Source organism: Comamonas sp. UBA7528 (assembly GCF_002479375.1).
GTDB lineage: Bacteria > Pseudomonadota > Gammaproteobacteria > Burkholderiales > Burkholderiaceae_C > Comamonas.
On the sequence record NZ_DLMU01000001.1, the window covers coordinates 95,454 to 120,463 of the forward strand.

Consider the following 25,010-nt stretch of genomic DNA (forward strand, 5'->3'; position numbering starts at 1 on the left):
AGGGTCTCAGCGAAGCCGCTTACGCAGCGGGCGCAGACATGGGGGGCACGGCGGATGCCGCCAGATCTTCGATTTCTTGTAGAAGGCGGTCTCGCTCGGGCTTAGCGAAGGTGTGAAAGTCAAGGCTCTCGAGCAGCTTTAAGCCCTCAAGTGCCAGGTAGGCCAAAAGGGCTGCTCGCGGCTGCGCTGTATCTGCCTGGAGTGCCTGAATCACCGCAGACTGGTTCGCCTGCATCGACTGCCTCAGGCCGGCATCCTGGGCCAAGGCAGCGCAAAGGCTTAGCGCTACGGCGCGTTGCTCAGGCGGCAGGGGATCGGCCGCTGCGGCGATGCGCCCTCGCAACACGCGGGCATCGACATCGCCCAGGCGCTCGGCCGCGGCTGCATTAAAGGCGTTGTCTCGCTCCAGGGCTCTGCGAACAAGGGCCGCGGTCAACGCCTGCTTGGTTTTATGGTCATAGAGAACACTGGCCTTGCTGACACCTGCTTCCGAAGCCACAGACTCGAGTGTCATCTTCGCCGCACCGTCGCGAGCGACAACGCGCTCCGCAGCGTCCAGCAATTGGTCTCGATCAATGACACGAGTGCGTCCCATAAAGCTTCCATAAATTAATTTCCGAACGGTTGGATATTAATTTATGGAAGCGTGTTGGTCAACTGCTAGTGAAGCCCGCTTCCTCTGCAAAGCCGACATCGGCCAACGAAAGCTGACCGACCGCAATGGGTCGGCAGCCGTCATCGCCGAAGGCTGCGTGCCCACCATTCGCTGCACGCATTGGAATAAATGCAATCGGGCTGCAGGCCGATGCCGGGAAATACCTCCATCCAGATGGATCCAGAAACTGCTGCGTCCTGAGCATGACCAACGTCGCGGTCCGCGGTTGCTTGCGTGTTCGAAACACACAACCGGATGCAAATCAGCGGCCCCAAAAAACAGGATGCGTTGAAATTTCTGAATCCACTCCTGCCTGGGCAGCGTATTCATATCAGCCGCAGCGTCGCGGCATGTGTTCCACCTACCCAGGAGCTTTCCATGACATCGATTCACAGCACACGCACACTGGCCTCTTTCGGTCTGGCACTCGTGGTGTCCGCCACCTCAGTGGCCGCCATGGCGGCGGATGTGATGGTTGGCGGTGCCCCCATGCTGCCGTCCAAGGACATCATCGACAACGCCGTCAACTCCAAGGACCACACCACGCTGGTGGCTGCCGTCAAGGCGGCGGGGCTGGTCGAGACCTTGAAGGGACCCGGCCCTTTCACGGTGTTTGCCCCCACCAATGCCGCTTTTGACGCCCTGCCTGCCGGTACGGTGGACACTTTGCTGAAGCCCGAAAACAAGGGGATGCTGACCACGGTACTGACCTACCATGTGGTTGCGGGCAAATGGGATGCCGCAGCCCTGGGCAAGATGGTCAAGGATGGCAAGGGCATGGCCAGCATCAAGACTGTCAGCGGCGGCACGCTGGTGGCCAAGGCCAAGGGCTCGAAGATCATGCTCACCGATGAAAAAGGCGGCGTGGCCACCGTGACCATCCCGAACGTCTACCAGTCCAATGGGGTGATCCACGTCATCGACGAGGTGCTGCTGCCCAAATAAGGACATAAGGGCAGATAAGGCCGAATAAGGCCAAGGTGACGCTGCTGCAATGGGCTGAAGGTTTGCCCTTGCAGCAGCGTCACAGACGCATCAGGCGTTCAGTAGCGCGCCTTCTTCACCAGCACGGGCTCCTTGCGGTAGCTGTCCGGAAACAGGCGCTGGAGGTTTTCCACCTTGGGCCGGTCGTTGATGGCAATGTAGGGATGGCGCGGGTTCTCGGTCATGAAGTCCTGGTGGTAGACCTCGGCCGGATAGAAGCTGGGCTTGTCCTCCAGGCGCGTCACGATAGGTTTGCGGTATACACGGGCCCCATCCAGCTGGGCGATGTAGGCCTGCGCCACCTGGTTCTGCGCGGGGCTGGTCGCAAAAATGGCAGAGCGGTACTGCGTGCCGGTGTCGGGCCCCTGGCGGTTGAGCTGGGTCGGGTCATGGGCCACGGAAAAAAAGATCTGCAGCAGCGTGCCATAGCTCACCTGGGCCGGGTCGAACGTGACTTCCACGGATTCCGCATGGCCGGTGTTGCCCCGGCTGACAAGTTCGTACGAGGCCGTGGAGGCCGTGCCCCCGCTGTAGCCGGAAACGGCACGCTGCACGCCCTTGACGTGCTGAAAGACCCCCTGCACGCCCCAGAAGCAACCGCCGGCGAATATGGCGCGCTGCGGCGCTGTGGCGCCCGGTGGCAAGTCCTGGGCCGGTGCGGGGATGCGCACCGCCTCTTCCGCAGAAAGCGCCGTGCGCTGCCAGAGCAGGCTGCCGCCCGCCAGCACGAAACCGGCGGACAGGGCTTGGAGCATGGTGCGCCGGCTGGGCACCAGGGGGGATGGGGTAGACGTGTTCATGGCGGTCATCCAAAGGTAAAGGCGTAGGCAGAGACGCCTGGGTCCAGAAACTCGATGCTGAAGGTGCGTTCGGCAATGTCGCCCGGCTGCCGCACCAGTTGGTACAGCCGCTGCGATGTCACGGTGCCGCTGCCGTCGGCCGCGACATCCATGCCATGCGCGTCGCCCGGCGGCTTGCCGTCGATACGGACCTTGAAGCGCACGGGCTTGCCATCGGCCCCCGGGCCCAGCACCAGATGCAGGTCGCGCGCCTGGAAGCGGTAGACGATGCGACCGGTCGATGCCGACAGCGTGGCGCTTTCCGGGCCCACCAACCACTGCCCCTCCAGGCCCCAGGCGTTCAAGGCGGGGCGTGCAGGGCCGGCATAGACCGTGGCCTGGTCGTGCACGGCTGGGGGAGTGGAGGCGAAGTGTTCGGCCCGTTCGTAACCCAGATAGGTTTCTGGCGAGCGGATGGCGTCGGTATTGGCGGCCAGCTGCACCCCCGTGGCATCCACCTCCGTCAGGCCCATCGCGGTCTGGGTGGCCCCTGCCTCCTGCAGGAGCTGCTGGATCACGCGTTCCGATTCCGCATAGCCGCCTTCGCCGAAGTGGTGGTGGCGGATGCGGCCAGTGGCATCGATGAAATAGTGCGCCGGCCAGTACTGGTTCTGGAAGGCGCGCCAGATGGCGTACTTGTTGTCCACGGCAACCGGGTAGGAAATGCCCAGGTCCTTGATGGCCTTGGTGACGTTGCCGATGTCACGCTCGAAGGCGAATTCGGGCGCATGCACCCCGACGACGACCAGGCCCTGGTCACGGTACTTCTCGGCCCAGGCCTTCACGTAGGGCAAGGTGCGCAGGCAGTTGATGCAGGAATAGGTCCAGAAATCGACCAGGACCACCTTGCCGCGCAGGTCCTGGGCGGTCAGCGGGGCGGAATTGAGCCATTGCGTGGCCCCGTCCAGCGACGGCGCCAGCCCTTCGTCTGGCAAGGTTGATGCCCCACCCGCTGCTCCGGCCCTGCGCATGGCACCGCCCGCAGCCATCATGGCGCCGTTGTCCGCAGGCGCCATGGCAGGCCCTTGCATCATCATGGTGGAGTTGCCGCGCATGGCCATGGCCTCGCCGTCCTGCGGCTTCTTCAGGCGATCAACGAGTTTTTGCTCGATACCGCCGGTGGAGGCGGTCGACAGCTGCGCCAGCACGCCGGTATCCAGGCCCAGGGCAATGGCGGCCACGCCGGCCAGCATGGCAGCACCCAGGCCGCGGCGCACCCATTCGCCAAAACCCAGCGAGCGTTTGAGCGCGGCAAACACCTTGCCCCCCAGCAGCAGTGCGGCGGCCATGGAGGTGGCTGCACCGGCGGCATAGGCCAGCAGCAGCAGTGTGGAGGTGGCGTTGGCGCCTTCCAGCGCAGCGCCTGTCAGGATCAATCCGAGGATGGGACCGGCACAGGGGGCCCACAGCAGCCCCGTGGCCACGCCCAGCAGGACGGAGGAGCCGATGCGGGGCGACCCTTCGGTCTGTGCCGTGTCCGACAGGCGCGACCCCATGGCCACGAGCGGCCGGGTCAGCCGCTCGGAAAGACCGGGCCACAGCAGGGCCAGCGCAAAGGCGGCCATGAGCGCCAGGGCCAACCCGCGCCCCAGTTGGTTGGCGGCGACCACCCAGCCTCCGCCGACGGCGGCCAGCGAGGCGACCACCGCAAAGGTGAGTGCCATGCCCGCCAGCAGCGGCAGGCCGCTGCGCATGAAGGGCTGGCTGGCGCGGGAGAACACAAACGGCAGTACGGGCAGGATGCAGGGGCTGACGATGGTCAGCACCCCGCCGAGGTAGGCAAGTACGATGAGTAGCATGGCGTGCTCCTTGGGACGGCAGGCGGTTCAGGCCGCTTTGGGAGTGAAGGTGAGCGACACGCCGTTCATGCAGTAGCGCAGGCCCGTGGGAGGAGGACCGTCGTCAAAGACATGGCCCAGATGCCCCCGGCAGCGCCGGCAATGCACTTCGGTGCGCACGGTTCCGTAGCTCCGGTCCTGGCGCGTGGCCACGGCGTTGTCCAGGGGCTTCCAGAAACTGGGCCAGCCGGTGCCGCTGTCGAACTTGGTGGTGGAGGCGAACAGGGGCAGCGCACAGCCGGCGCAGGCAAAGGTGCCGGGACGGTGCTCCTGGTTGAGCGGGCTGCTGCCAGGGCGCTCCGTGCCCTCGCGGCGCAGCACCGCGTACTGCTGGGGAGTGAGCCTCTCCCGCCACTGCGCATCGGTGTAGCTGACTTCGAAGATTTCCGCAGCGCCCGCCGCCGTGGCTCGGCGGGGAAACAGGCTGGCGGACAGCAAGGCGGCGGAGGCAGAGGCGACGGAGGCGACAGTGCCCAGCAGCAGGTGGCGTCGGGTGGTGGTCATGGCAGTGGCTTTCTGGATGCGATGGATCCAGATTACGAAGCCGTCCTCGCGAAGTCCTCACGCAAAGTTAAAAGATTCGTGATAACTCCCTGCCCCGGTATTGCGGACAATAGACACGCCAATAGGTACGCAATAGCACGCAATAGACAAACAAATGGACCAGCAGGCGCCGGCAGCATTGCCACGCTGCCCTCCAGCCCATCCCGGAACACATAAGCCATGACCACTGCCCGCCGCATCCTGCTGGTTGAGGACGATGCCCACATTGCCGATCTGCTGGCGCTACACCTTCGGGACGAGGGACTGGACGTGGTGCACTGCGCGCGCGGCGATGACGGTCTGGCGCAGCTGCAGCGCGGCGGCTGGGATGCGCTGGTGCTGGACCTGATGCTGCCCGGCGTCGATGGTCTGGAGATCTGCCGCCAGGCGCGGGCCATGACGCGGTACACGCCGATCATCATCATCAGCGCCCGTTCCAGCGAGGTGCACCGCATCCTGGGCCTGGAAATCGGGGCCGATGACTACCTGGCCAAGCCGTTTTCCGTGCTGGAGCTGGTGGCGCGGGTCAAAGCCCTGCTGCGCCGGGTGGACGCACTGGCACAGACTGCGCGGATGGAGTCCGGCAGCCTGCTGATCGACGGCCTGGCCATGGACCCGGTGACCCGGGATGCACGGCTGCACTGTGACCGCCTGGATCTGACACCGCGCGAGTTCGATCTGCTGTACTTTTTTGCCCGCCAGCCCGGCAAGGTGTTTTCGCGCATGGACCTGCTCAACGCCGTGTGGGGCTACCAGCACGAGGGCTATGAGCACACCGTGAACACCCACATCAACCGGCTGCGCGCCAAGGTCGAAGCCGATCCGGCGCAGCCTGTGCGCATCCTCACGGTCTGGGGCCGTGGGTACAAGTTTGCGCAAGCCGGGGGCGGACAATGAAGCTGACGCAACGACTGGCGATCGTGTTCGCCGCCCTGCTGCTGCTGTGCAGCGGTACCTCGGCCTGGCTGCAGGTGCGTTCCAACCGCATGCACGAGCTGGAGGTGGTGCAGGCACTGTCGCGCGATGTGGCCGAGAGCATTGCCCGCAATGCCCAGCTGACCGATGCCAACGGCCTGATGCCCAATGCGGTGCGCGACCTGTTCAACCAGCTGATGATGCTGAACCCCAGTGTGGAGGTCTATCTGCTGGAGCCAGACGGGCGCATTGCCGGCCATGCCGCGCCTGACGGCCGGCTGCGCCGCGACCGCGTGGATCTGGCGCCGCTGCAGCGTTTTCTCGAAGGCCGGATGCTCCCCATTCTGGGCGATGACCCCCGAAGCGCCGACGGCCGCAAGGTGTTCAGCGCCGCCCCGCTGAGCGTGAATGGCCGGCAGGTCGGCTACATCTATGTGGTGCTGCTGGGGGAGGCGCACGACCTGCTGGCAGCCCAGGGGTCTGCCGATGCGGTATTGAAGACGGCGCTGCTGTCGATCGGGATGGTGGGCCTGCTGTGCCTGGCTGCGGGTCTGGTGGCCTTCACCCTGATCACCCGCCCCTTGCGGCGCCTGACCGAATCGGTGCGACAGTTCGACATCCACGGCGCGCCCCCCGCCCTGCCGGCGCTTGCTTCCGATGCCAGTGCCGACAGCCGCGACGAGATCGCCGTGCTGGATGCCGCCTACCGGCAGATGGTCCAGCGCATCGGCGAGCAGTGGACCGCCCTGACGCGGCAGGACCAGGAGCGCCGGGAGCTGATTGCCAACGTATCGCATGATCTGCGCACGCCGCTGTCGTCGCTGCATGGCTATCTGGAAACCCTGCTGCTGAAGGATGCCACGCTGACGCCCCTGGAGCGCAGACGCTATCTGGGCATCGCGCTGGAGCAAAGCCGGCAGGTGGGCGCCTTGTCCCAGAGCCTGTTCGAGCTGGCGCGGCTGGAATACGGCTTTGTGCAGCCGCAGCTGGAGTCGTTTTCGCTGGTGGATCTGGTGCAGGACGTGTTCCAGAAATTCGAGCTGCGCGCACAGTCGCGCCATGTCGCCCTGCACGCGCATTTTCCGCCGCAGCTTCCTGCGGTCAGCGCCGATGTGGGCATGATCGAACGGGTGCTGAGCAATCTGCTGGACAACGCTCTGCGCTACACGCCGGAAGGCGGGTCGATCACGGTCGGCATTGCGGTGGCCGGTGACGCGTGCGAAGTGACGGTGCGCGACTCGGGCCCGGGCATCCCACCGGAGCTGCGGGAGGGGCTGTTTCGCCGGCCCTTCACGGTGGGCGGTGCGCGCCGTGATGGCGGGCTGGGACTGCGCATCGTGCACAAGATGCTGGAACTGCATGGCCAGACCATCCAGTTGATCGACGGTGACGATGGCCGTGACGGTGACGGGGCAGGCGCCACGTTCCGGTTCTCGCTGCCCCGGTCTGCAGCGGCTTAGCCCGGGCTGGACCTGGCTGGGTCGGAGTCATCGGCCCGCAGCGGGATGTCCCCGTCGCAGGCGGGAGGGACCAGGAGCGGACGTTTGCAGAACGTGCCTGCTTTCTGCTTGAGCCACCGGCCCTATCCCACCCATGCCATCGCCCTGAAAAAGGCCCCTGCGGCCGCGGCTGCAGGGGCTTTTTGCGGGGACGTGGGCCTGCCGCCGCTCAGAACGACCAGCGCACCCGCACCTGGGCGGAGTGGTCGCGGTTGCCGCTGCCGAATTCGCCCTTGTAGCCCAGCACCAGCGAGGTGCTGCGGTTCAGCGCCATCTCGGCTTCCAGGGCCATCACGGCTGTGTTGCGTGCCAGCGGCACGCCGGTCACGGTGAAGTTCTGGCCACCGGCAAAGGACATGGTGGTCTGGTTGTTCACGTCGCCAAACGCATGGCGCCAGCCCAGCGTGGCACGCAAACGCCCTTCGCTGCTGCCCCAGGCAAAGCCGCTGTGCAGGCGGATACCCAGGATGCTGCTGCTGAGGTTTTCGCTGCTGCGCTGGCCGTGCAGTGCGGCAAAGCCCCCGGTTTCCTGGAAGCCGCGCGTGCGCTGGTGGCCCAGGTTGATGCCGGCAAAGGGCTCGATCCCCACCTCGCCGTACTCGCCCAGGGCATAGCCGACTTCGGCAAACAGCTGGGTGGTGCTGCCGCTGTAGTCGGACTTGAGGGTCTGGCCCAGCGCGGCCACCTGGCGTTCGGAGTCGATGTCGTGCCAGGTGTAGGACAGCCCGGCCATCACATTCAGCCGGCCGTTATCCATTTCATAGCTCTTGCCGCCGTACACGGCCAGGCTGTAGTTGTCCACCGTGGCTTTGGAGCTGCGGTTCGAGACCTTGGCATTGGCGCGGGTGTAGCCCACGGCCCCACCCAGGCGCCATCCGTTGCTGCCCACTTCGGTGTCGGCCCCGGCGAACACCCCGCCGATGTCCTGCTTCAGCCCAGCGGCGTTGCTGTTGCCGGAGAAGGTTTGCCACTGGCCCACCACCTCGGCCCAGGCCGGATGGGTGGGCATGCAGGACCAGGCGGCCCCGGATGCCGGTGCCGATGCTGCGGCCGACACAGGCCGCTGCCGGTCACACTGACCGGGAGTGGATGCGCCCGCACGCGGCCTGGCGCTCAGGTTGTCGTGCAGCCTTTGCATGGCGGACGCGCCGAACATGCGTGCGCCCACCCCCATGCCGGCCTGGATGGAGGCATGGCTTTCCCCCGACAGGCTGTTGAACACCTGCGCCGGCGCACCGTTGGGCAAGCTCTCCACAAAGCTGTACAGCGCGTTGCCAGCGCCCAGGCTTTCCACCCCGTTGGCGACGGCGACCTGGTTGCGCGTGGTGGCCACGTCGGCAAACCCGATCACCGAACCGTCGCTGTTGGTCTTGCGTTGCATGAGCAGGTTCACATCGGTGGCGCTGTACTGCAAGGTGGGCGCCACAAAGGCGAAGTTGGACGAGACGCTACCGAAACTGCCGTTCAGTTGACCGGCGCTCAGGATGGTGTAGGTCTTGCCCACCTCGAATGCCGGCTGTGCCCCCAGGTCCACCGCGCTCCCGCCCAGCGTGGCACTGCCTGCCACCTGGAGGCTGGTGCTGGACGTGCTGCCCGCCGTGGCCTGCACCTGGTAGGTGGAGCCCTGCTGCAGCACCAGATCGCCGCCGATCGTCAGCGTGCCGCTGGCGTTGGACGCATCTCCGGGGGCGATGGTGCCGCCGCTTTGCACCGTGGTCACCGTCCCCGGAGCGCCCACGCTGCCGCTGCCTGCCAAGGTGCCCCCCTGCGCCACCGTCAGCGTACCGCCCAGCTTGGCCATGGCGTCCAGTGCCAGGGTCCCGCTGCGCACCGTGGTCGTCCCCGAGAAGCCACTGCTGTCACCGCCCAGGGTCAGCGTGGCGGCACCGGTCTTTTCCAGGCTGCCACTGCCGATGATGGTCTGCGCCAGTGTCGCATCGGTGTTCTGCACCAGGGTCAGTGCGGCATTGTTGACGATGGTGCCTGTGCCCAGCGCGCCGGCAGAGGCCGTCACCTGGCCCGCGTTGATGGTGGTGCCGCCGCTGTAGCTGTTGCTGCCACCCAATGTCAGGGTGCCCGCGCCGTCCTTGGTCAGCCCACCGGCGCCGCCAATGCTGCCGTTCAGCGCCAGGTCGTGCGTGCCTGCCACCTGCAGCATGCCGTCCAGCACGACGGTATTGGCTACCGCCAGGTTGGTGCTGGTGTCCAGCGTGGTGCCCGCGGCCGCCCGCAGCACACCGCTGCCCAGCGCCGTACTGCTGCCCAGGATCAGCCCACCGGCTTGCAGCGAGGTTTCCCCGGCATAGCTGTTGTTGCCGTTCAGGGTCAGGGTGGCAGTGCCCTGCTTGGTCAAGCCGCCAGGGCCCGTCACATCCCCGTTCAGGGTCAGCGCATGCGAGCCCGCCAAGGTCAGTCCCCCGGCCAGGGTCACGGCGTTGCCCAGGCTCAGGTCGCTGAGGCTGTCCAGTGTGGCCCCCTGCGCTGCGGTCAGCGTGCCGCTGCCCAGTGCCGTGGCGGAGCCCAGCTGCAGCGTGCCCGCGTTCAGCACCACCCCGCCCTGGTAGACGTTGTTGCCGTTCAGGGTCAGCGTGGCGCTGCCGTTCTTCACCAGGCCGCCACTGCCGCTGATGGTGCCGTCCAGCACCAGGTCGTGGCTGCCACCCACCGCCAAGGCGCCATTGAGCGTCACCGCGTTGGAGAGGCTTACCTCCGTATTGCCGCCCTGCGGATTGGCGTCCAGCGTGGTGCCATTGGCCGCTGTCAGTGTGCCGGTGCCCAGTGCTGCATCATTGCCGACCACCAGCGTGCCGCCGTTCAGCGCTGTGCCACCGGTGTAGCCATTGGCGCCGTTGAGCACCAGGGTGCCGGTGTCCAGCTTGGTCAGCGTACCCGTCCCGTTGATGGCAACGTTCAGGGTCGCGGTGCTGCCGTTGTCCACCCGCACATTGGTGGTGCCGGCCGTCAGCAGTTCACCGCTGACACCGCTGCCAAGCACATAGCCATCGCTGACGAACTGCATGCCGGTGATGGTTTGCGTTCCATTGACGGTGACCGTGCCCGCAGTACCCTGGAACACGGCGAAGGTGTCATTCCAGGCCTGGTTCGCGCTGCCTGCAGCATTGGTCCAGTTGGTGTTGGAGACATCCCAGACGCCGTAGCCGCCTTCGATGCTGCCGTTGCCAACGATTTGCCCGCCATCCCAGAACAGCACATTGCTGGCACCGCCCACCACCAGATTGACCTGGTGGTTGATGGCGGTCTGCAGCTGTGCATCGCTCAGCGAGACGCTGCTTGGCAAAGAGTTGATCACCAGACCGTTGTCGGTCAACGTGCCGCCATAGTCAAACAGGCGGTACACCCCGGCCCCAAAGCCCCCCGCATCGGTCACGTTGAGCAGGCCGCCCAAGGTCAGGTTCCCGGCTACGCTGACCAGCGAAGGCTGGCCTGGCAGCGCCACCCCCAGGGCGGCGTTGATGTTGGAGCCCGCGTCCAGCACCAGCGATCCGACATTGAGGGTGTTGCCCCCGGTCAGCACCAGCGTCCCTCCGTTGGCGACGGTCACAGCCCCTGTGATGTACCCGCTGCCGCCCAGGCTGGCCGTGCTGCCCACCGTGACCGTGCTGCTGGTGAGCTGGCCATTGACCACCAGGCTGCCGCCGCTGACGGTGGTCGCGCCGCTGTGGGTGCTGGCACCGGCCAGGATCAGGGTGCCGGTTCCGGTCTTGTCCAGATCCCCTGAACCGCCCAGCGCGCCGGCAAAGTTGCCGCCGCCCACGCTCAGGGTGGTGCCTGCGCCAATGTCCACATCGCCGCTGCCAACCAGTTGGTTCAGGGCGATATCGCCCCCCAGATTCAGCGTGGCGCCGCTGCTCAGATTGATCTGCGACGGATTGCCCAGCGCGGTGCTGCCCACGGTCGACAGGGTCCCGGCGAAGATATTGAAAATGCCGGCGAAGCTGTTGTTGCCGCTCAAGGTCAGCTCCGCCAGGCCGCTCTTGTTCAGCGTGCCGTTGCCGCTGAGGATGCCGGACAGGGTCAGGTCGTTGTTGCCGGCGACGGACAGCACGCCGCTGATATCGACGTTGTTGGCCACCGTCATGGGGCTGGTCACGTCCAGCTGCGAGGAGCCGGTGACGCTCAGGCTGCCAGTGCCCAGAGCGCCGGCATTGCCCAGCGTGAGATTGCCGCTGTTGAGCACGACGCCGCCAGCGAAGGTGTTGGCCCCCATCAGGGACAGGCGCGCGGTACCGTTCTGGACCAGGCCGCCCGCGCCATCGATCACGCCGTTGAGAGCCAGATCGTAGTTGCCATCCAGATTCAGCGTGGAGAGCAACAACAGGTTGTTGCCCAAGGACAGCGCGCTGCTGGTATCCAGGGACGATGGGCCGCTGACGGTGAGCGTGCCGCTGCCCAACGCACTGCTGTTGCCCAGCAGCAGCGTGCCGCCCTGCAGATCAAGGCCGCCAGCGAAGCCGTTGGCGCCGTTCAGGGCCAGGGTGTTGCTGCCTTGCTTGATCAGGCTGCCGGCGCCATTGACCGGGCCGTTGAAGGTCAGGTCGTTGCTGCCGAGCAGGGTCAGCGCACCCGCCAGGTTGATGGCGTTGGCCACGGTGATGGCCGCATTGCTGTCCAGCCGTGTGCCGTCGGCAGCGTTGAGGGCGCCCAGGCCCAGCGCCGTGTCGTTGCCCAGCACCAGGGTGCCGGCATTCAGGGCCAGCGGGCCGCCAAAGGTGTTGGCGCCATTGAGGGTCAGCACGCTGGCACCATTCTTCACCAGACCACCGCTGCCGCTGACCACGCCGTCCAAGGTCAGGTCGTGGCTGCCGGGCAGGCTGAGGGTACCGGTCACACCGATATCGTTGGCAAGGACCACGGCCTTGTTGCTGTCCAAGGTGGTACCGTCGGCTGCGGTCAGGCTGCCAGTGCCCAGGGCACTGTCGCTGCCCAGCACGATGGTGCCACCGCTCAGAATGGTGCCTCCGGTGTAGCCGTTGTCGCCGTTCAACACCAGGGTGCCGGTGTCCAGCTTGTTCAGGGTGCCGGTGCCGTTGACATCCAGGTCCAGGGTGGCCGTAACGTTCGGGTCGACCCGCACGGCAAAGTTGCCGCCGTTGCGGTTGACCGCGTTGAGCGCATCACCGGTCAGTACATAGCCATCGGTCATGAACTGGAGGCCATCTACCGTCATCATGCCGTTGGACGTCCCCGATGCATCGACGGCGACCAGCCCCCCTGTGGTGCCCTGGAAGACGGCGAACTTGTCCACCCACACATTGTTTGCCGAACCGTCGAATTCGGTCCAGTTGGTGTTGGTGGTGCTCCACGTCCCGCTGCCGCCTTCGATGGCGCCGTTTTGAACAGTCTGGCTGCCATCCCAGAACTGTATGACCTGATTGGGCGAGGTCACCACCAGATTGACCTGGCTAGAGGAGGTTTGAATCTGCAACTCACCAGCGGTCACCCCTCCCGGCAGGCTGCTGCCCAAGATAATGGAGCCTCCGACCAGGGAACCCTGCTCGAACAGGCGGTACACCCCGTTGCCGAAGCCCCCCGCATCGGTGATGTTGAGGGTCCCGCCAAGGGCCAGGGTGCCGCCAACGTTGAACAACGGCGTATTGCCGGTGACCGGTGAGCCCAGGGCCACATTCACATTGGCGTTCGGTGACAGTACCAGATTGTTGGTGAAGGTCAGCGTGCTGCCGCTGGTACCGGCCAGATTGCCGCCGGTGTTGATGGAGGTGTTGCCGCCACCGACCGTGCCGGTCCCGGTCAGCGTCGCTCCGGCGGCGACGGCCACGCCACCGCTGTTGAACGTGCCGGTGACATTCAAGCTGCCGGCGTTGACCTGGGTGGCGCCCGCAAGGTTGCTGGTGCCGCTCAGTGTCAGCACACCGCTGCCGGTCTTGGTCAGCGAACCGTTGCCACTGAAAATGCCGGCGAACAGGCTGTCGACATTGCTGCTACCCACCGACAAGATACTGCCGGCTGCAATGTTGGTGGCACCGCTACCGGTCAGTCCACCAATGCTGGTGCTGCTGTTGATGTTCAAGCTGGTGCTGCTGCCAACGTTCACTGCCGCCTGCGTGCCCAGGGCGGTGCCGCTCAACAAGGTGACGCTGCCGTTCTGGATGTCCAGGGCCCCGCTGAAGCTGCTGTTGCCCTGCAAGCTCCAGTCGCTGGCGCCAGTCTTGGTCAGGTTGCCACTGCCGCTCAGTTGGCCGGTGTATGCCAGCGCGTTGGTCGTCTCGACGGTCAGGTCGCCATTGAGCACGATGGCATTCGCCAGATTCGCAGCGGCACTGCGCAGGGTCGCACTGCCGCTGGTGGTCAGGGTGCCGGTGCCCAGTGCGTTGTCGTTGCTGACCGCCAGGGTGCCGCCACTCAGTGCCGTACCACCGGTCCAGGAGATGTTGTTGCCGCCCAGGGTCAGGGTGCCCGTGCCGGACTTGAGCAATTGGCCTGTGCCACTGATCGTGCCGCTCAGGCCCAGGTCGTTGGCGCCGTTGACACTGAGGTTGGCGTTCAGGTCAATGCTGTTGCCCAGCACCACGGCATTGTTACCGCTGTTGAGGGTGGAAGCACCATTGACCAGCAAAGTTCCAGACCCCAGTGCGCTATTCTGCCCCGCGACCAGGGTACCGGCGTTCAGCACAGTGTCGTCGGCGTAGGTGTTGGTACCGTTGAGGGTCAAGGTACTGTTGCCGTTCTTGGTCAGCGTTCCGGCGCCGTCGATGGTGCCGTTCAAGGTCAGGTCGAAGCTACCGCCCAACGTCAGCCCGGCGGTCGGTCCACCATCCAGGTGCAGGTTGTTGGCCAGGCTCAAGGCGAAGCTGCTGTCGAGCGTAGTGCCGCCACCGGTGGTCAGGTCGCCAGTGCCCAGCGCGCTGGCGCTGGCCAGAACCAAAGTCCCGTCATTGAGGGTCGTGCCACCGCCGTAGCTGTTGGTGCCGCTCAAAGTCAGGGTGGCCGCGCCGTTTTTCTTCAGGCTGCCCGCACCGTCGATGTTGCCGTGCAGCACCAGGTCCTGCGCACCCGCCAGGTTCAGGTTGCCCGCAAGGGTCACAGCGTTGTTCAGCGTCAGCGCCGTGGTGTTGTCCAGCGTGCCACTGGCGGCGGTGAGCTTGCCACTGCCCAGCGCGGTGGCCGAACCGATGGCCAGCGTGCCGGCATTCAACTGGGTGCCGCCCAGGTAGGTGTTGTTGCCGTTGAGGGTCAGTGTGCCGCTGCCGTTCTTGGTCAACCCGCCGCTGCCGCTGACCACGCCGTTCAGGCCCAGGTCGTGGGTGCCGAGCACGGTCAGGTTGGCCCCCAGGGTGATGTTGTTGGCAGTGGTGATGGCAGCGCTGCTGCCCAGACTGGACGCCCCCGTGACATTCAGCGCGCCACTGCCCAGGGCGGTGGCACTGCCCAGCACCAGGGTCCCGGTGGCCAGGGTGGTGCCGCCCATGTAGCTGTTGGCAGCGCTGAGGGTCAGCGTGCCGCCACCGGTCTTCAGCAGGCTACCGCTGCCACCGACCGCACCGTTCAGGGTGATGTTGTTGCCGCCATTGACGGTCAGCGTGGCCCCCAGGTTGACCGCATTGGCCAGGGTCAGGCCGATGCTGCCGGCCAGGGTGGACGCAGCACCCACATTCAGCGCACCCAGGCCCAGGGCCAGGCTGTTGCCCAAGGTCAAAGTGCCGCCGTTGAGGTTGGTGTTCCCCAGGTACCCATTGGTACCGTTGAGGGTCAGGTTGCTGCTGCCATTCTTGGTCAGGCCGCCGGCGCCGTTGACTGCACCGTTGAGGGTCAGGTCGTGGCTGCCGGTGAGGTTGAGATTGCCTGCCAGATTGATGGCATTGGCCAAGGTGGTGGCACCGAGGGTGTCCAGCGTGGTAGCGCCAGCGGCGTTCAAGGCGCCCCCCCCTCCCAGCGCGGCACTGCTGCCCAGCACCAGGGTGCCTGCGTTGAGTGCCGTATCGCCGGTGTAGCCGTTGCTGCCAGATAGCGTCAGAACCCCGGCCCCGTTCTTGATCAGCCCCGCCGCACCGTTGACCTGGCCTGCCAGGGTCAGGTTGTTGCTGCCCGCGATGACCAGACCGCCCAACAGGTTGACGTCGTTGCCCAGGGTCACAGCGGTGTTGCTGTCCAGTATGGTGCCGGCCGCTGCGTTCAGCACACCAGACCCCAGCGCCGTGTTGCTGCCAACCACCAAGGTGCCGGCCGCCAGAGTCGTGCCGCCCTGGTAGGTGTTGGCGTGGTTCAGCACCAGGGTGCCGCTGCCGGTCTTGTTCAGGCCCGCGGTGCCGTCGATGGCGCCGTTGAGGGTCAGGCTGGTACTGCCGGGCAAGGTCAGGACATCGCCCAGATGGATGACGTTGGCCAGCGCCAGTGCGCTGGTGCTGCTCAGGCTGGATGCACCGGTGACGTTCAGGGCGCCGCTGCCCAGGGCGCCGCCGTTGCCGATGACCAGACCGCCCGCAGTCAAGGTGGTGCCCCCGGTGTAGGCATTGACACCGTTCAGGGTCAGCGTGCTGTTGCCGCTCTTGACCAGTGCCCCACCGCCGCTGATGCCGCCGTTGAGGGTCAGGTTGTTGCTGCCCAGCAGGGTCAAGGTGGCGCCCAGGTCGATCTGGTTGCCCAAGGTCAGCGCGGCGCTGCTGTCCAGGGTACCGGCGCCGGCCACGCGCAGGGTACCGCTGCCCAGCGACAGGGCATTGCCCAGCACCAGGCCGCCCGCGTTCAGGGTGGTGCCGCCCAGGTAGCCATTGGCAGCGTTCAGGGTAAGGATGCCACTGCCGTTCTTGACCAGACTGCCCGTGCCGTTGATGACACCGCCAAGGGTCAGCGCGTTGCTGCCGGCGATGTTCAGTACACCCTGCAGGTTCACGCTGTTGGCCAGGCTGATGGCGGTGCTGCTGTCGAGGGTGGTGTTGTTGGCTGCGGTCAGCGCACCGCTGCCCAGGGCGTTGTTGTGGCCCACCACCAGGGAGCCGCCGCTGAGGGTGGTGCCGCCGCTGTAGTTGTTGCTGCCGTTGAGCACCAGGGTGCCAGTGTCGGCCTTGTTCAGCAGGCCGGTGCCGGTCAGCCCCACATTGAGGGTGGCGGTCACGCCCGGATCGACACGGACGGTGGTATTGCCGCTGTCGCTGTTGACCAGGTTCAGCAGGCCGGCAGTGCCGCTGTTCAGCACATAGCCGTCGGTGACGAACTGCAGACCGGTAACGGTCTGGGTGCCGTCGATCGCGACAACGCCCGCCGTGCCCTGGAAGACCGCGAAGTAGCTGCTCCAGTCGCGGTTGTCGGTGCCGTTGACGGTGGTCCAGTTGGTGTTCAGTGCATTCCAGACCCCGGTGCCGCCCTGGATTGCGCCATCGCTGGTCTGCTGGCTGCCGTCCCAGAACAGCACGCTGCCATTGGCGCCCCCTACCAGCAGATTGACCTGGTTGGAGATGGCCAGTTGCACTTCCAGGTCGCTGGGCAGCACACCGCTGGGCAGGGTGCCGATGACCAGGCCGTTGTCGGTGAGCGCGCCGGTGTAGTCGATCACCCGGTAGATACCGGCGCCGAAGCCGCCGATGTCGCTGACGTTGAGGTTGCCGCCCAGGATCAGGTCGCCGCTCACGGTGATCAGCGCATTGCCACCGGTGGCGGGTGAACCGAGTCCCAGATCGAGGTTAGAGTTGCTGCTCAGCACCAGAGAGCCGAGACCCAGGTTGGAACCGCTGTGGACGGCCAGGTGACCGCCGTCTGCCACGCTGACCGCACCGGCGACCTGGCCGCTACCGGTCAAGGTCCCTCCGCTGTTGACCTGCACCACCGGGCTGGCCAGCGATCCGCTGACATTCAGCACACCGGCGTTGACCTGGGTGCTGCCGGTGTAGATGTTGTTCCCGGCCAGCTGCAGGCTGCCGCTGCCGATCTTGATCAGGCCTGCATCGCCTGCCACGGAACCGCTGAACACGCCGCTGAGGTTGCCCGTGCCGACGCTCAGGTTGGCACCGCTGCCGAGGTGGATGTCACCACTGCCGCCCAGGCTGCCCACGCTGCTGCTGGCGCCCAGGTTCAGGCTGGCCCCGGCACCGACATTCACCAGCGACGTGTTGCCGAGCGCCCCTGTGCCCACGGTGGTCACGCTGCCGGTGAGAATGTTCACGGCACCGCTGAAGCTGTTGGCGCCGCTCAGTGTCAGATCGGCCAGCCCCGTCTTGACCAGACCACCGGTGCCGCTGATGGTGCTGCCCAGGGTGAGGTGGTTGCTGCCAGCCACGGTCAGGTCGGCATCCAGCGCAATGGTGTTGCCCAGGATGAGCGGCGCGCTGTTGTCCAGCACCGCAGCCCCCGTGACGCTCAGGGTACCGGTGCCCAGCGCCCCGGCGTTGCCCAGGGTCAGGGTCCCGGCAGCCAGGCTGGTACCGCCCAGGTAGGTGTTGACGCCATTCAAAGTCAGGTTGCCGGAACCGGCCTTGACGAGCCCGGCCCCACCGTCGATGACGCCATTGAGCGTCAGGTCGCTGTGGCCCACCAGGGTCAGGTTGGCCCCCAGGGTGATGGCGTTGCCGAGGGCGAAGGCCGAGGTGGTGTCCAGATTGGCCGCACCGCTGACATTGAGTCTCAGCAAACCGCTGCCCAGCGCGGAGGCATTGCCCAGGGTCAGGGTACCGGCGGCCAAGGTGGTGCCACCGGCATAGGTGTTGGTGCCGGTCAGCGTCAGATTGCCGGAACCGGTCTTGATCAGGCTGCCGCTGCCGCCGATGACGCCGCTCAGGGTCTGGTCGACGCTGCCGCCGACCGTCAGGGCCGCATTCAGATTGATCTGGTTGGCAAGGTTGATCACCGCGCTGCTGGCCACGGTGGCGGCGCCATTGACGTTCAGTGCACCGCTGCCCAGCGACAGGCTGTTGCCCAGCGACAGAGTGCCCCCCAGCAGGGTGGTGTCGCCTTGGTAGGTGTTGGCCGCATTCAGGCTGAGGGTCGCCCCGCCCTGCTTGACCAGGCCACCGGTGCCGCTGACCACGCCATTGAGTCCCAGGTCGGCGCTGCCGCCGATGGTGGTGGTGCCGGCCAGGTGGACCAGATTGTTGATTGCCACGGCGGTGGTGGCATCCAGGGTGGTGCCTGCCGCGGTGTTCAGGGTGCCCAGGCCCAAGGCGGTGCTGCTGCCCAGCTTGAGGATGCCTGCATCGAGGTTGGTGTTGCCCTGGTAGCTGTTGGTGCCGGACAGGGTCAGGGTGGTGCCGCCGGACTTGGTCAGGCCGCCGCTGCCGTTGATGCTGCCGGTCAGCGTCAGGTCATTGCTGCCCAGCACATTCAGGTTGCCGGCCAGGGTGATGGCATTGGCGACGCTCAGCGTCTTGTTGGCATCCAGCGCACCGCCGGTGACGGTCAGGGCTGCGCTGCCCAGGGCCGTGTTTGCGCCCAGCACCAGGTTGCCGCTGGCGAGGGTGGTACCACCCGCATAGGTGTTGGCGGCATTCAGGATCAGGCTGCCGGTGCCGGACTTGGTCAGCCCGGCGCTGCCGTCGATCACGCCGTTGAGGGTAAGGTTGGCGCTGCCCGGCAGGGTCAGGCCGGCGTTCAGGTGGATGGCGTTGGCCAGCGCCTGGGCACCGGCACTGGCCAGATTGGCGGCGCCGGCCACAGTGAGGTCCCCCGTGCCCAGTGCCAGACCGTTGCCCACGGTCAGGGTGCCGCTGTTCAGCGTGGTACCGCCCTGGAAGGTGTTGGCGCCACTGAGCGTCAGGTTGGCGGCGCCGTTCTTGACCAGACTGCCCGTGCCGCTGACCACGCCCGACAAGGTCAGGTCGGAAGTGCCTCCCACCGTGAGCGCACCGTTGAGGGTGACCGCGTTGCCCACCGCCAGCGCCGAGCTGGCGTCCACCGTGGTGCCGGCTGCCGCCGTCAGCGCGCCCTGCCCCAGCGCGTTGGCATGGCCCAGCACCAGGCGGCCTGCGTTGAGCAAGGTGCCGCCCAGGTAGCTGTTGGCGCCGCTGAGCAACAGGTCGGCGGTACCGTTTTTGGTCAGTCCGCCGCTGCCGTCGATGGCGCCGGTCAGGCCCAGGTTGTTGCTGCCGCCAATGGTCAGCCCGGCGTTCAGATGAATCAGGTTGCCGAGGTTGAGTGCCGTGCTGCTGTCCAGCGTGGCCGCGCCGTTGACGCTCAGTGCACCGCTGCCCAAGGCCAGGGCATTGCCCACCACCAGGGTGCCGGTGTTGAGCACGGTGCCGCCGATGTAGGTGTTGGCACCGTTGAGGGCCAGGGTGGCGGTACCGCTCTTGGTCAGGCCGCCCGCGCCGCTGACCACGCCATTGAGACTGAGGTTGGCACTGCCGCCCACGGTGGTGGCGCCGCCGAGGTTGACCAGATTGCTCAGCGTCACGGCAGTGTTGGCATCCAGGATGGTGCCTGCAGCAGTGTTAAGAGCACCCAGCCCCAGCGCGGTGTTGCTGCCTACCACCAGGGTGCCGGCATTGAGGTTGGTGTTGCCCAGGTAGGCGTTGTTGCCGCTCAGGGTCAGGCTGCTGCTACCGGCCTTGGTCAGGCCCCCACTGCCGGTGATGTTGCCGCCCAGGGTCAGGGCATTGCTGCCGGCCAGATTCAGGTTGCCTGTGACGCTGAGGGCATTGCCGACGCTCAGACCTGCGGTGTTGGTATCCAGCGTGGTGCCATTGGCCGTGCTCAGCGTGCCACTCCCCAGCGCGGTGGCAGAGCCCAGCACCAGGCGGCCAGCGTTGAGCAAGGTGCCGCCCAGGTAATTGTTGGCGCCGCTGAGCGTCAGATCGGCGGTGCCGTTCTTGGTCAGGCCGCCGCTGCCACTGATGACACCGGTCAACCCCAGATGGTTGCTGCCGCCGATGGCCAGGTTGCCGCCGCTGCCCAGGCTGACGGCGTTGCCGAGACTCACCGCTGTGGTGGCGTCCAGGGTGGTACCTGCCACGGTGGTCAGTGTGCCGCTGCCCAGGGCCTGGGCATTGCCCACCAGCAGAGTGCCAGCGCTGAGCGTGGTGCCGCCGCCGTAGGTGTTGGCACCACCGAGAGTCAGGGTGGCTGCGCCGCTCTTGGTCAGGCTGCCCGTGCCGCTGACCACGCCATTGAGACTGAGGTTGGCGCTGCCACCCACGGTGGTGCTGCCGCCGAGGGTGACCAGGTTACTCAGCGCTACGGTGGTGCTGGCGTCCAGCGTGGTGCCCGTTGCGGTACTGAGGGCACCCAGACCCAGTGCGGTGTTGCTGCCGACCACCAGGGTACCGGCATTGAGGTTGACGCCGCCCTGGAAGTTGCTACTGGCTCCGGCAAGGGTCAGGGTGGTGCTGCCATTCTTGCTCAGGCCACCGCTGCCGGTGATGTTGCCGCCCAGTGTCAGGTCATTGCTGCCAGCCAGGTTCAGGGTGCCGGTCACGCTGATGGCATTGCCGACGCTGAGACCCGCCATGGTGGTTTCCAACGTCGTACCGCCCGCCGTGCTCAGCGTTCCTGTCCCCAACGCACTGGCATGGCCCAGGCTCAGGGTACCAGTGTTGAGCGTGGTGCCGCCCGCATAGGTGTTGACACCGTTGAGAGTCAGCGTGGCCGCACCGTTCTTGGTCAGGCCACCCGTGCCGCTGACGACTCCATTGAGGCCGAGATTGGCGGTGCCGCCGATGCCGAGGTTGCCAGCCAGAGTGACAGCGTTGTTCAGCGCCACTGCTGCATTGGCATCCAGGGTGGTGCCCGCTGCAGCATTGAGGATGCCCAGACCCAGCGCAGTGTTGCTGCCTACGACCACGGCGCCGGCGTTGAGATTGGTGTTGCCCAGGTAGGCGTTGTTGCCGTTCAGGGTCAGGGAAGCCGTGCCGCTCTTGGTCAGCCCTCCCGCGCCGCTGACCACGCCATTGAGGCCGAGGCTGGCGCTGCCACCGATGCCGAGGTTGCCAGCCAGGTTGACAGCATTGCCCAGCGTCACTGAGGTACTGGCATCCAGGGTAGTGCCTGCTGCAGTGTTGAGGATGTTCCCTAGTGCACCCAGCGCGGAGTTGCTGCCGACCACCAGAGTGCCGGCATTGAGGTTGGTGTCGCCCACGTAGGTGTTGTTGCCGCTCAGGGCCAGGCTGCTGGCCCCGGCCTTGGTCAGGCCGCCGCTGCCGGTGATGACGCCGGTCAGCCCCAGGTTGTTGCTGCCACCAATGGTCAGGTTGCCGCCAAGGTTGACGGCGTTGCTCAAACTCACCGCAGCGGTGGCATCCAGGGTGGTGCCCGCAGCAGCATTGAGGATCCCCCCCACACCCAGCGCGGTGTTGCTGCCGACCACCAGGGTACCGGCAGTGAGATTGGTGTTGCCCTGGTAGGCGTTGTTGCCGTTCAGGGTCAGGCTGCTGGCTCCGGCCTTGGTCAGGCCACCGCTGCCGGAGATGTTGCCGCCCAGGGTCAGGGCATTGCTGCCGGTCAGGTTCAGGGTGCCAGTTACGCTGATGGCGTTGCTGACGCTCAGGCCTGCTGTGTTGGTATCCAGCGTGGTGCCGTTGGCGGTGCTCAGGGTGCTGGAGCCTAGGGCGCTGGCATTGCCCAGTACCAGCCGACCGGCGTTGAGCAAGGTGCCGCCCAGGTAGTTGTTGGCACCGCTGAGAGTCAGGTCGGCGGTGCCGTTCTTGGCCAGGCCGCCGCTGCCGCTGATGATGCCGCCCAGGGTCAAGGCATTGCTGCCGGCCAGGTTCAGGGTGCCGGTGACGCTGAGGGCGTTGCCGACGTTCAGACCTGCAACGGAGGTATCCAGCGTCGTGCCGCCCGCCGTGTTCAGCGTACTGCTGCCCAGCGCATTGGCATGGCCCAGGCTCAGGGTGCCAGCGCTCAGCACGGTGCCGCCGCTGTAGCTGTTGTTCCCATTCAGCGACAAGGTGCCCGCACCGGACTTGTTCAGGCTGCCGAGTCCGTCGATGGTGCCGGTGAGGCCCAGGCTGCCGCTGACGGGGGTGGTCAGCACACCACCCGTATTGAGGTGAATGGCATTGCCCAAGGTCATCGCACTGGGGCCCACCAGGCTGGCGGCTCCGCCGACCGTGAGAGCGCCGCTGCTCAGCGCCCCGGCGTTAGCGAGGGTCAGGGTGCCGCTGTTCAGCGTAGTGCCGCCCGCGTAGTTGTTGGCACCGTTGAGGGTCAGGTTGGCCGTGCCGTTCTTGACCAGACTGCCGGCGCCAGTGACCACCCCTGACAGAGTGAGGTCGGAGGTACCGCCGATGTTGACCGCGCCGTTGACGGTCACGCCGTTGGTGATGCTGACAGCAGTGCTGGCGTCCAGGGTGCTCCCGGCTGCTGCCGTCAGCGCGCCGGACCCCAGAGCTCCGTTACTGCCAAGCACCAGCCGGCCGGCGTTGAGCTGGGTGCCGCCGCTGTAGTTATTGGCACCGCTGAGGGTCAGGCTGCTGGCTCCGGCCTTGATCAGACTGCCTGTGCCGCTGACCGCACCGCTGAGGCCCAGGTTGTTGCTGCCACCAATGGTCAGGCTGCCGCCGAGGGTGACGGCGTTGCCCAGGGTGACCGCCGCAGAGGCATCCAGGGTGGTGCCGGCTGCGGCATTGAGGATGCTCCCTGCCGCACCCAGCGCGGTGTTGCTGCCGACCACCAGGGCGCCGGCATTGAGGTTGGTACTGCCCAGGTAGGCGTTGTTGCCGCTCAGGGTCAGGCTGCTGGCACCAGCCTTGGTCAGGCCTCCGCTGCCGGTGATGTTGCCACCCAGGGTCAGCGCATTGCTGCCGGTCAGGTTCAGGGTGCCGGCCACGCTGATGGCGTTGCTGACGCTCAGACCTGCTGTGTTGGTATCCAGCGTGGTGCCGGCTGCTGCGTTGAGGATGCTCGTTGCCGCACCCAGCGCGGTGTTGCTGCCAACCACCAGCGTGCCCGTGGTGAGGTTGGTGCCACCCTGGTAGCTATTGTTGCCGCTCAGGATCAGGTTGCCGGCACCGGACTTGGTCAGGCCGCCGCTGCCGGTGATGGAGCCGCTCAGGGTCAGGGGATTGGCGCCGCTCACGGTCAGCCCACCGGCGCCAAGGTTGACCACATTGCTCAAGGCCAGGCTTGTTGCGCCTGCCTGCAGGGTCCCGCCATTGCCGGTGATCTGCCCGTTGCCCATGCCCAGGGCATTGTCGAAGGACAGGATGCCGCCGTTCAGCGTGGTGGTGGTGGTTCCGGTCAGCACCGGCCCCGAGAGGGTCCAGGTTCCGCTGTTGACGGTCAGGTTGCTGAAGTTGATGTAGGTGGTGTTGGAGATGGTGCCGGTACCCGTGGTGCCGGAGCCGGCACCGCTGGCAGCGTTCTGCAGGACCAGGTTGTTGGCCGCGCCCGTACCGCCATCGACGGTGCCCGTGGCGGCGAACGAGAGCTGCGGGAAGAGCGTGACCGACAGCACGGAGCCCACGCCAGTGCTATTCAACACCTGGGAACTGGTGACCGCCGTGAAAGTGTTGGCCACCGAACTGTTGCCCATGTGCAGGCTGCCGGTCAGGGTGCCGGCATTGATGAACGTGTTGCCCAGTGACGACCCCTGGAACGCAATACGCCCGGTTATGCTGCCTGTGGCGGTATTGATGAAGGTGGTCGGGCTGCCACCACGCACGGAGATCACCGGGATATCGGCTTGCGCAATCGATACGCCGAGAAGTGCGGTAGACCCGATGACTCCGCTGTTGGTGATGGCATTGGTTCCGCCTGCGCCGTTCGACACGTCCAGGGCAAGGCCGGTCAAATTTGCCAACGGCACGCCCAAGGCAAGGGTCGATGTGCCCTTGAGCGTTCCTGCGTTGTTGACGATCAGCGAGCCATTGGTACCGCTGCCGAGTTTCACGCCCGAGGTCAACAAGCTCAGCCCCGCGAGCAGGGTCGGGTCCACCGTCCCGTTGTTGATGAACGTGGTGTTGACACCTGTCAGGTTCACCGCATAAGGAGTGAGGAGCACAGGCCTCACTTCCGCTCCAGCGCCAACGGTGACGGTCATATTGTTGGCCGACGAATCAATGCCGACCACAGGAAACAGCCCGCTGCCTGTGCAGAGCACATTGGCGCCGTCGCTAAACGCAGTGCAGGCGGCCTGCGCTGCTGGCAGAAAAGCCACCGTCCCCCACGCCAGCGCGATGGCCTGCACACCACGCCGCAAGCGTGGCAGATGGCGTTGCGAGCCTTTGGTGTTGCTGCTTCCGGAAGAACCACCGCTGCGCGCAATCTCTGGAGCCGCCACCCAACTGGCCAAAGCAGCATTCCAGATCGTGCGGTAACTGCGATTCATCTTTTGACTCCTCCCGATACAGATTGGCAAAGCGCTGCAGAAGGACTGCAGAGCTTTCTGACCTATGGATCGATGGCGGACCTGCTGTGGCTGGCAACCGTTCCATCGAACGGTCGGCTCACTGGGGGGAAATCACACGAAGAAACTGCAAGAACTATGGATGAGCAGGTCCACCTGCTGCTGTACTGCGTTGCTGCACAGACTGGATGGCACAGAAACAATGACGTTGATACAAAAGCATAGAGACCAGAATCATTTTGTCTAGGCAAACCAGCCGGAAACGGCACCAAAATGGGTGGCAATCGATAAACGGTGCCGATGTACCATGGGCCAATGATTTCTGTGAGCGGCTCGGCCATGGAGATGCTGCAGCGCACATGCATCACTGCGGCAAGCGCACTGTTTGACGAACATCGTTTCTGTTCGCTGAGCGTCCTGCTCGTCCACCGCTGGACTTCACCTTCCAGGTTGTCACAGCCGTCGCGGATCGCTACCGGGACGCACGCG

General features: G+C 65.9%; 9 protein-coding genes. 4 read left to right on the forward strand and 5 right to left on the reverse strand.

Annotated elements, in window-relative coordinates:
* Positions 1-19: 19 nt before the first annotated feature.
* On the reverse strand, positions 20-595 hold the full coding sequence (locus B3349_RS00495) for a TetR family transcriptional regulator (protein WP_291585462.1): 576 nt from the start codon (positions 593-595) through the stop codon (positions 20-22).
* A gap of 438 nt (positions 596-1,033) precedes the next feature.
* On the opposite strand from B3349_RS00495, the gene B3349_RS00500 reads away from it, so the two are divergent.
* The gene (locus B3349_RS00500; protein ID WP_291585464.1) at positions 1,034-1,600 is read left to right on the forward strand and encodes a fasciclin domain-containing protein; all 567 of its coding nucleotides are present in this window, start codon (positions 1,034-1,036) and stop codon (positions 1,598-1,600) included.
* 98 nt (positions 1,601-1,698) lie between these two features.
* On the opposite strand, the gene msrA is transcribed toward B3349_RS00500, so the two are convergent.
* Genes msrA through msrB form a run of 3 tightly spaced genes read right to left on the reverse strand, consistent with a single transcriptional unit; the run spans position 1,699 to position 4,820 of the window.
* Positions 1,699-2,439: a peptide-methionine (S)-S-oxide reductase MsrA gene (gene msrA, locus B3349_RS00505; RefSeq protein WP_291585466.1), complete on the reverse strand. Its 741-nt coding sequence runs from the start codon at positions 2,437-2,439 to the stop codon at positions 1,699-1,701.
* A 5-nt stretch (positions 2,440-2,444) separates the two neighbouring features.
* Entirely contained in the window at positions 2,445-4,277 is a 1,833-nt protein-coding gene (locus B3349_RS00510) for a cytochrome c biogenesis protein DipZ (protein ID WP_291585468.1), read from the reverse strand.
* 27 nt (positions 4,278-4,304) lie between these two features.
* The gene (gene msrB / locus B3349_RS00515; RefSeq protein WP_291585470.1) at positions 4,305-4,820 is read right to left on the reverse strand and encodes a peptide-methionine (R)-S-oxide reductase MsrB; all 516 of its coding nucleotides are present in this window, start codon (positions 4,818-4,820) and stop codon (positions 4,305-4,307) included.
* A gap of 219 nt (positions 4,821-5,039) precedes the next feature.
* Here msrB and B3349_RS00520 point away from each other — a divergent pair, with 219 nt between their 5' ends.
* Together B3349_RS00520 and B3349_RS00525 are read left to right on the forward strand one after the other, a co-directional pair.
* Positions 5,040-5,756, forward strand: a complete 717-nt coding sequence (locus B3349_RS00520) for a winged helix-turn-helix domain-containing protein (RefSeq protein ID WP_291585473.1) — start codon at positions 5,040-5,042, stop codon at positions 5,754-5,756.
* Positions 5,753-7,234 carry a sensor histidine kinase gene (locus B3349_RS00525; protein ID WP_291585475.1) on the forward strand — a complete coding sequence of 494 codons (1,482 nt, stop codon included), beginning with the start codon at positions 5,753-5,755 and terminating at the stop codon, positions 7,232-7,234. Before B3349_RS00520 ends, B3349_RS00525 begins: the two co-directional genes overlap by 4 nt.
* Before the next feature lie 208 nt (positions 7,235-7,442).
* Here the strand turns inward: B3349_RS00525 and B3349_RS00530 are convergent, their stop codons facing one another.
* Positions 7,443-24,503, reverse strand: coding sequence for an autotransporter-associated beta strand repeat-containing protein (locus B3349_RS00530; RefSeq protein ID WP_414646827.1), 17,061 nt, complete (start codon positions 24,501-24,503; stop codon positions 7,443-7,445).
* Here B3349_RS00530 and B3349_RS00535 point away from each other — a divergent pair.
* Positions 24,384-24,746 carry a hypothetical protein gene (locus B3349_RS00535; protein WP_291585477.1) on the forward strand — a complete coding sequence of 121 codons (363 nt, stop codon included), beginning with the start codon at positions 24,384-24,386 and terminating at the stop codon, positions 24,744-24,746. The genes B3349_RS00530 and B3349_RS00535 overlap by 120 nt on opposite strands.
* The last annotated feature ends 264 nt before the right edge of the window (positions 24,747-25,010 follow it).

Bases quoted from the DNA above. Each gene is read 5' to 3' on its own strand.
- B3349_RS00510 (WP_291585468.1), bottom strand. From the start codon at position 4,277: ATGCTACTCATCGTACTTGCCTACCTCGGCGGGGTGCTGACCATCGTC.
- B3349_RS00520 (WP_291585473.1), top strand. From the start codon at position 5,040: ATGACCACTGCCCGCCGCATCCTGCTGGTTGAGGACGATGCCCACATT.
- msrA (WP_291585466.1), bottom strand. From the start codon at position 2,439: ATGAACACGTCTACCCCATCCCCCCTGGTGCCCAGCCGGCGCACCATG.
- msrB (WP_291585470.1), bottom strand. From the start codon at position 4,820: ATGACCACCACCCGACGCCACCTGCTGCTGGGCACTGTCGCCTCCGTC.
- B3349_RS00525 (WP_291585475.1), top strand. From the start codon at position 5,753: ATGAAGCTGACGCAACGACTGGCGATCGTGTTCGCCGCCCTGCTGCTG.
- B3349_RS00500 (WP_291585464.1), top strand. From the start codon at position 1,034: ATGACATCGATTCACAGCACACGCACACTGGCCTCTTTCGGTCTGGCA.
- B3349_RS00535 (WP_291585477.1), top strand. From the start codon at position 24,384: ATGGCGTTGCGAGCCTTTGGTGTTGCTGCTTCCGGAAGAACCACCGCT.
- B3349_RS00495 (WP_291585462.1), bottom strand. From the start codon at position 595: ATGGGACGCACTCGTGTCATTGATCGAGACCAATTGCTGGACGCTGCG.
- B3349_RS00530 (WP_414646827.1), bottom strand. From the start codon at position 24,503: ATGAATCGCAGTTACCGCACGATCTGGAATGCTGCTTTGGCCAGTTGG.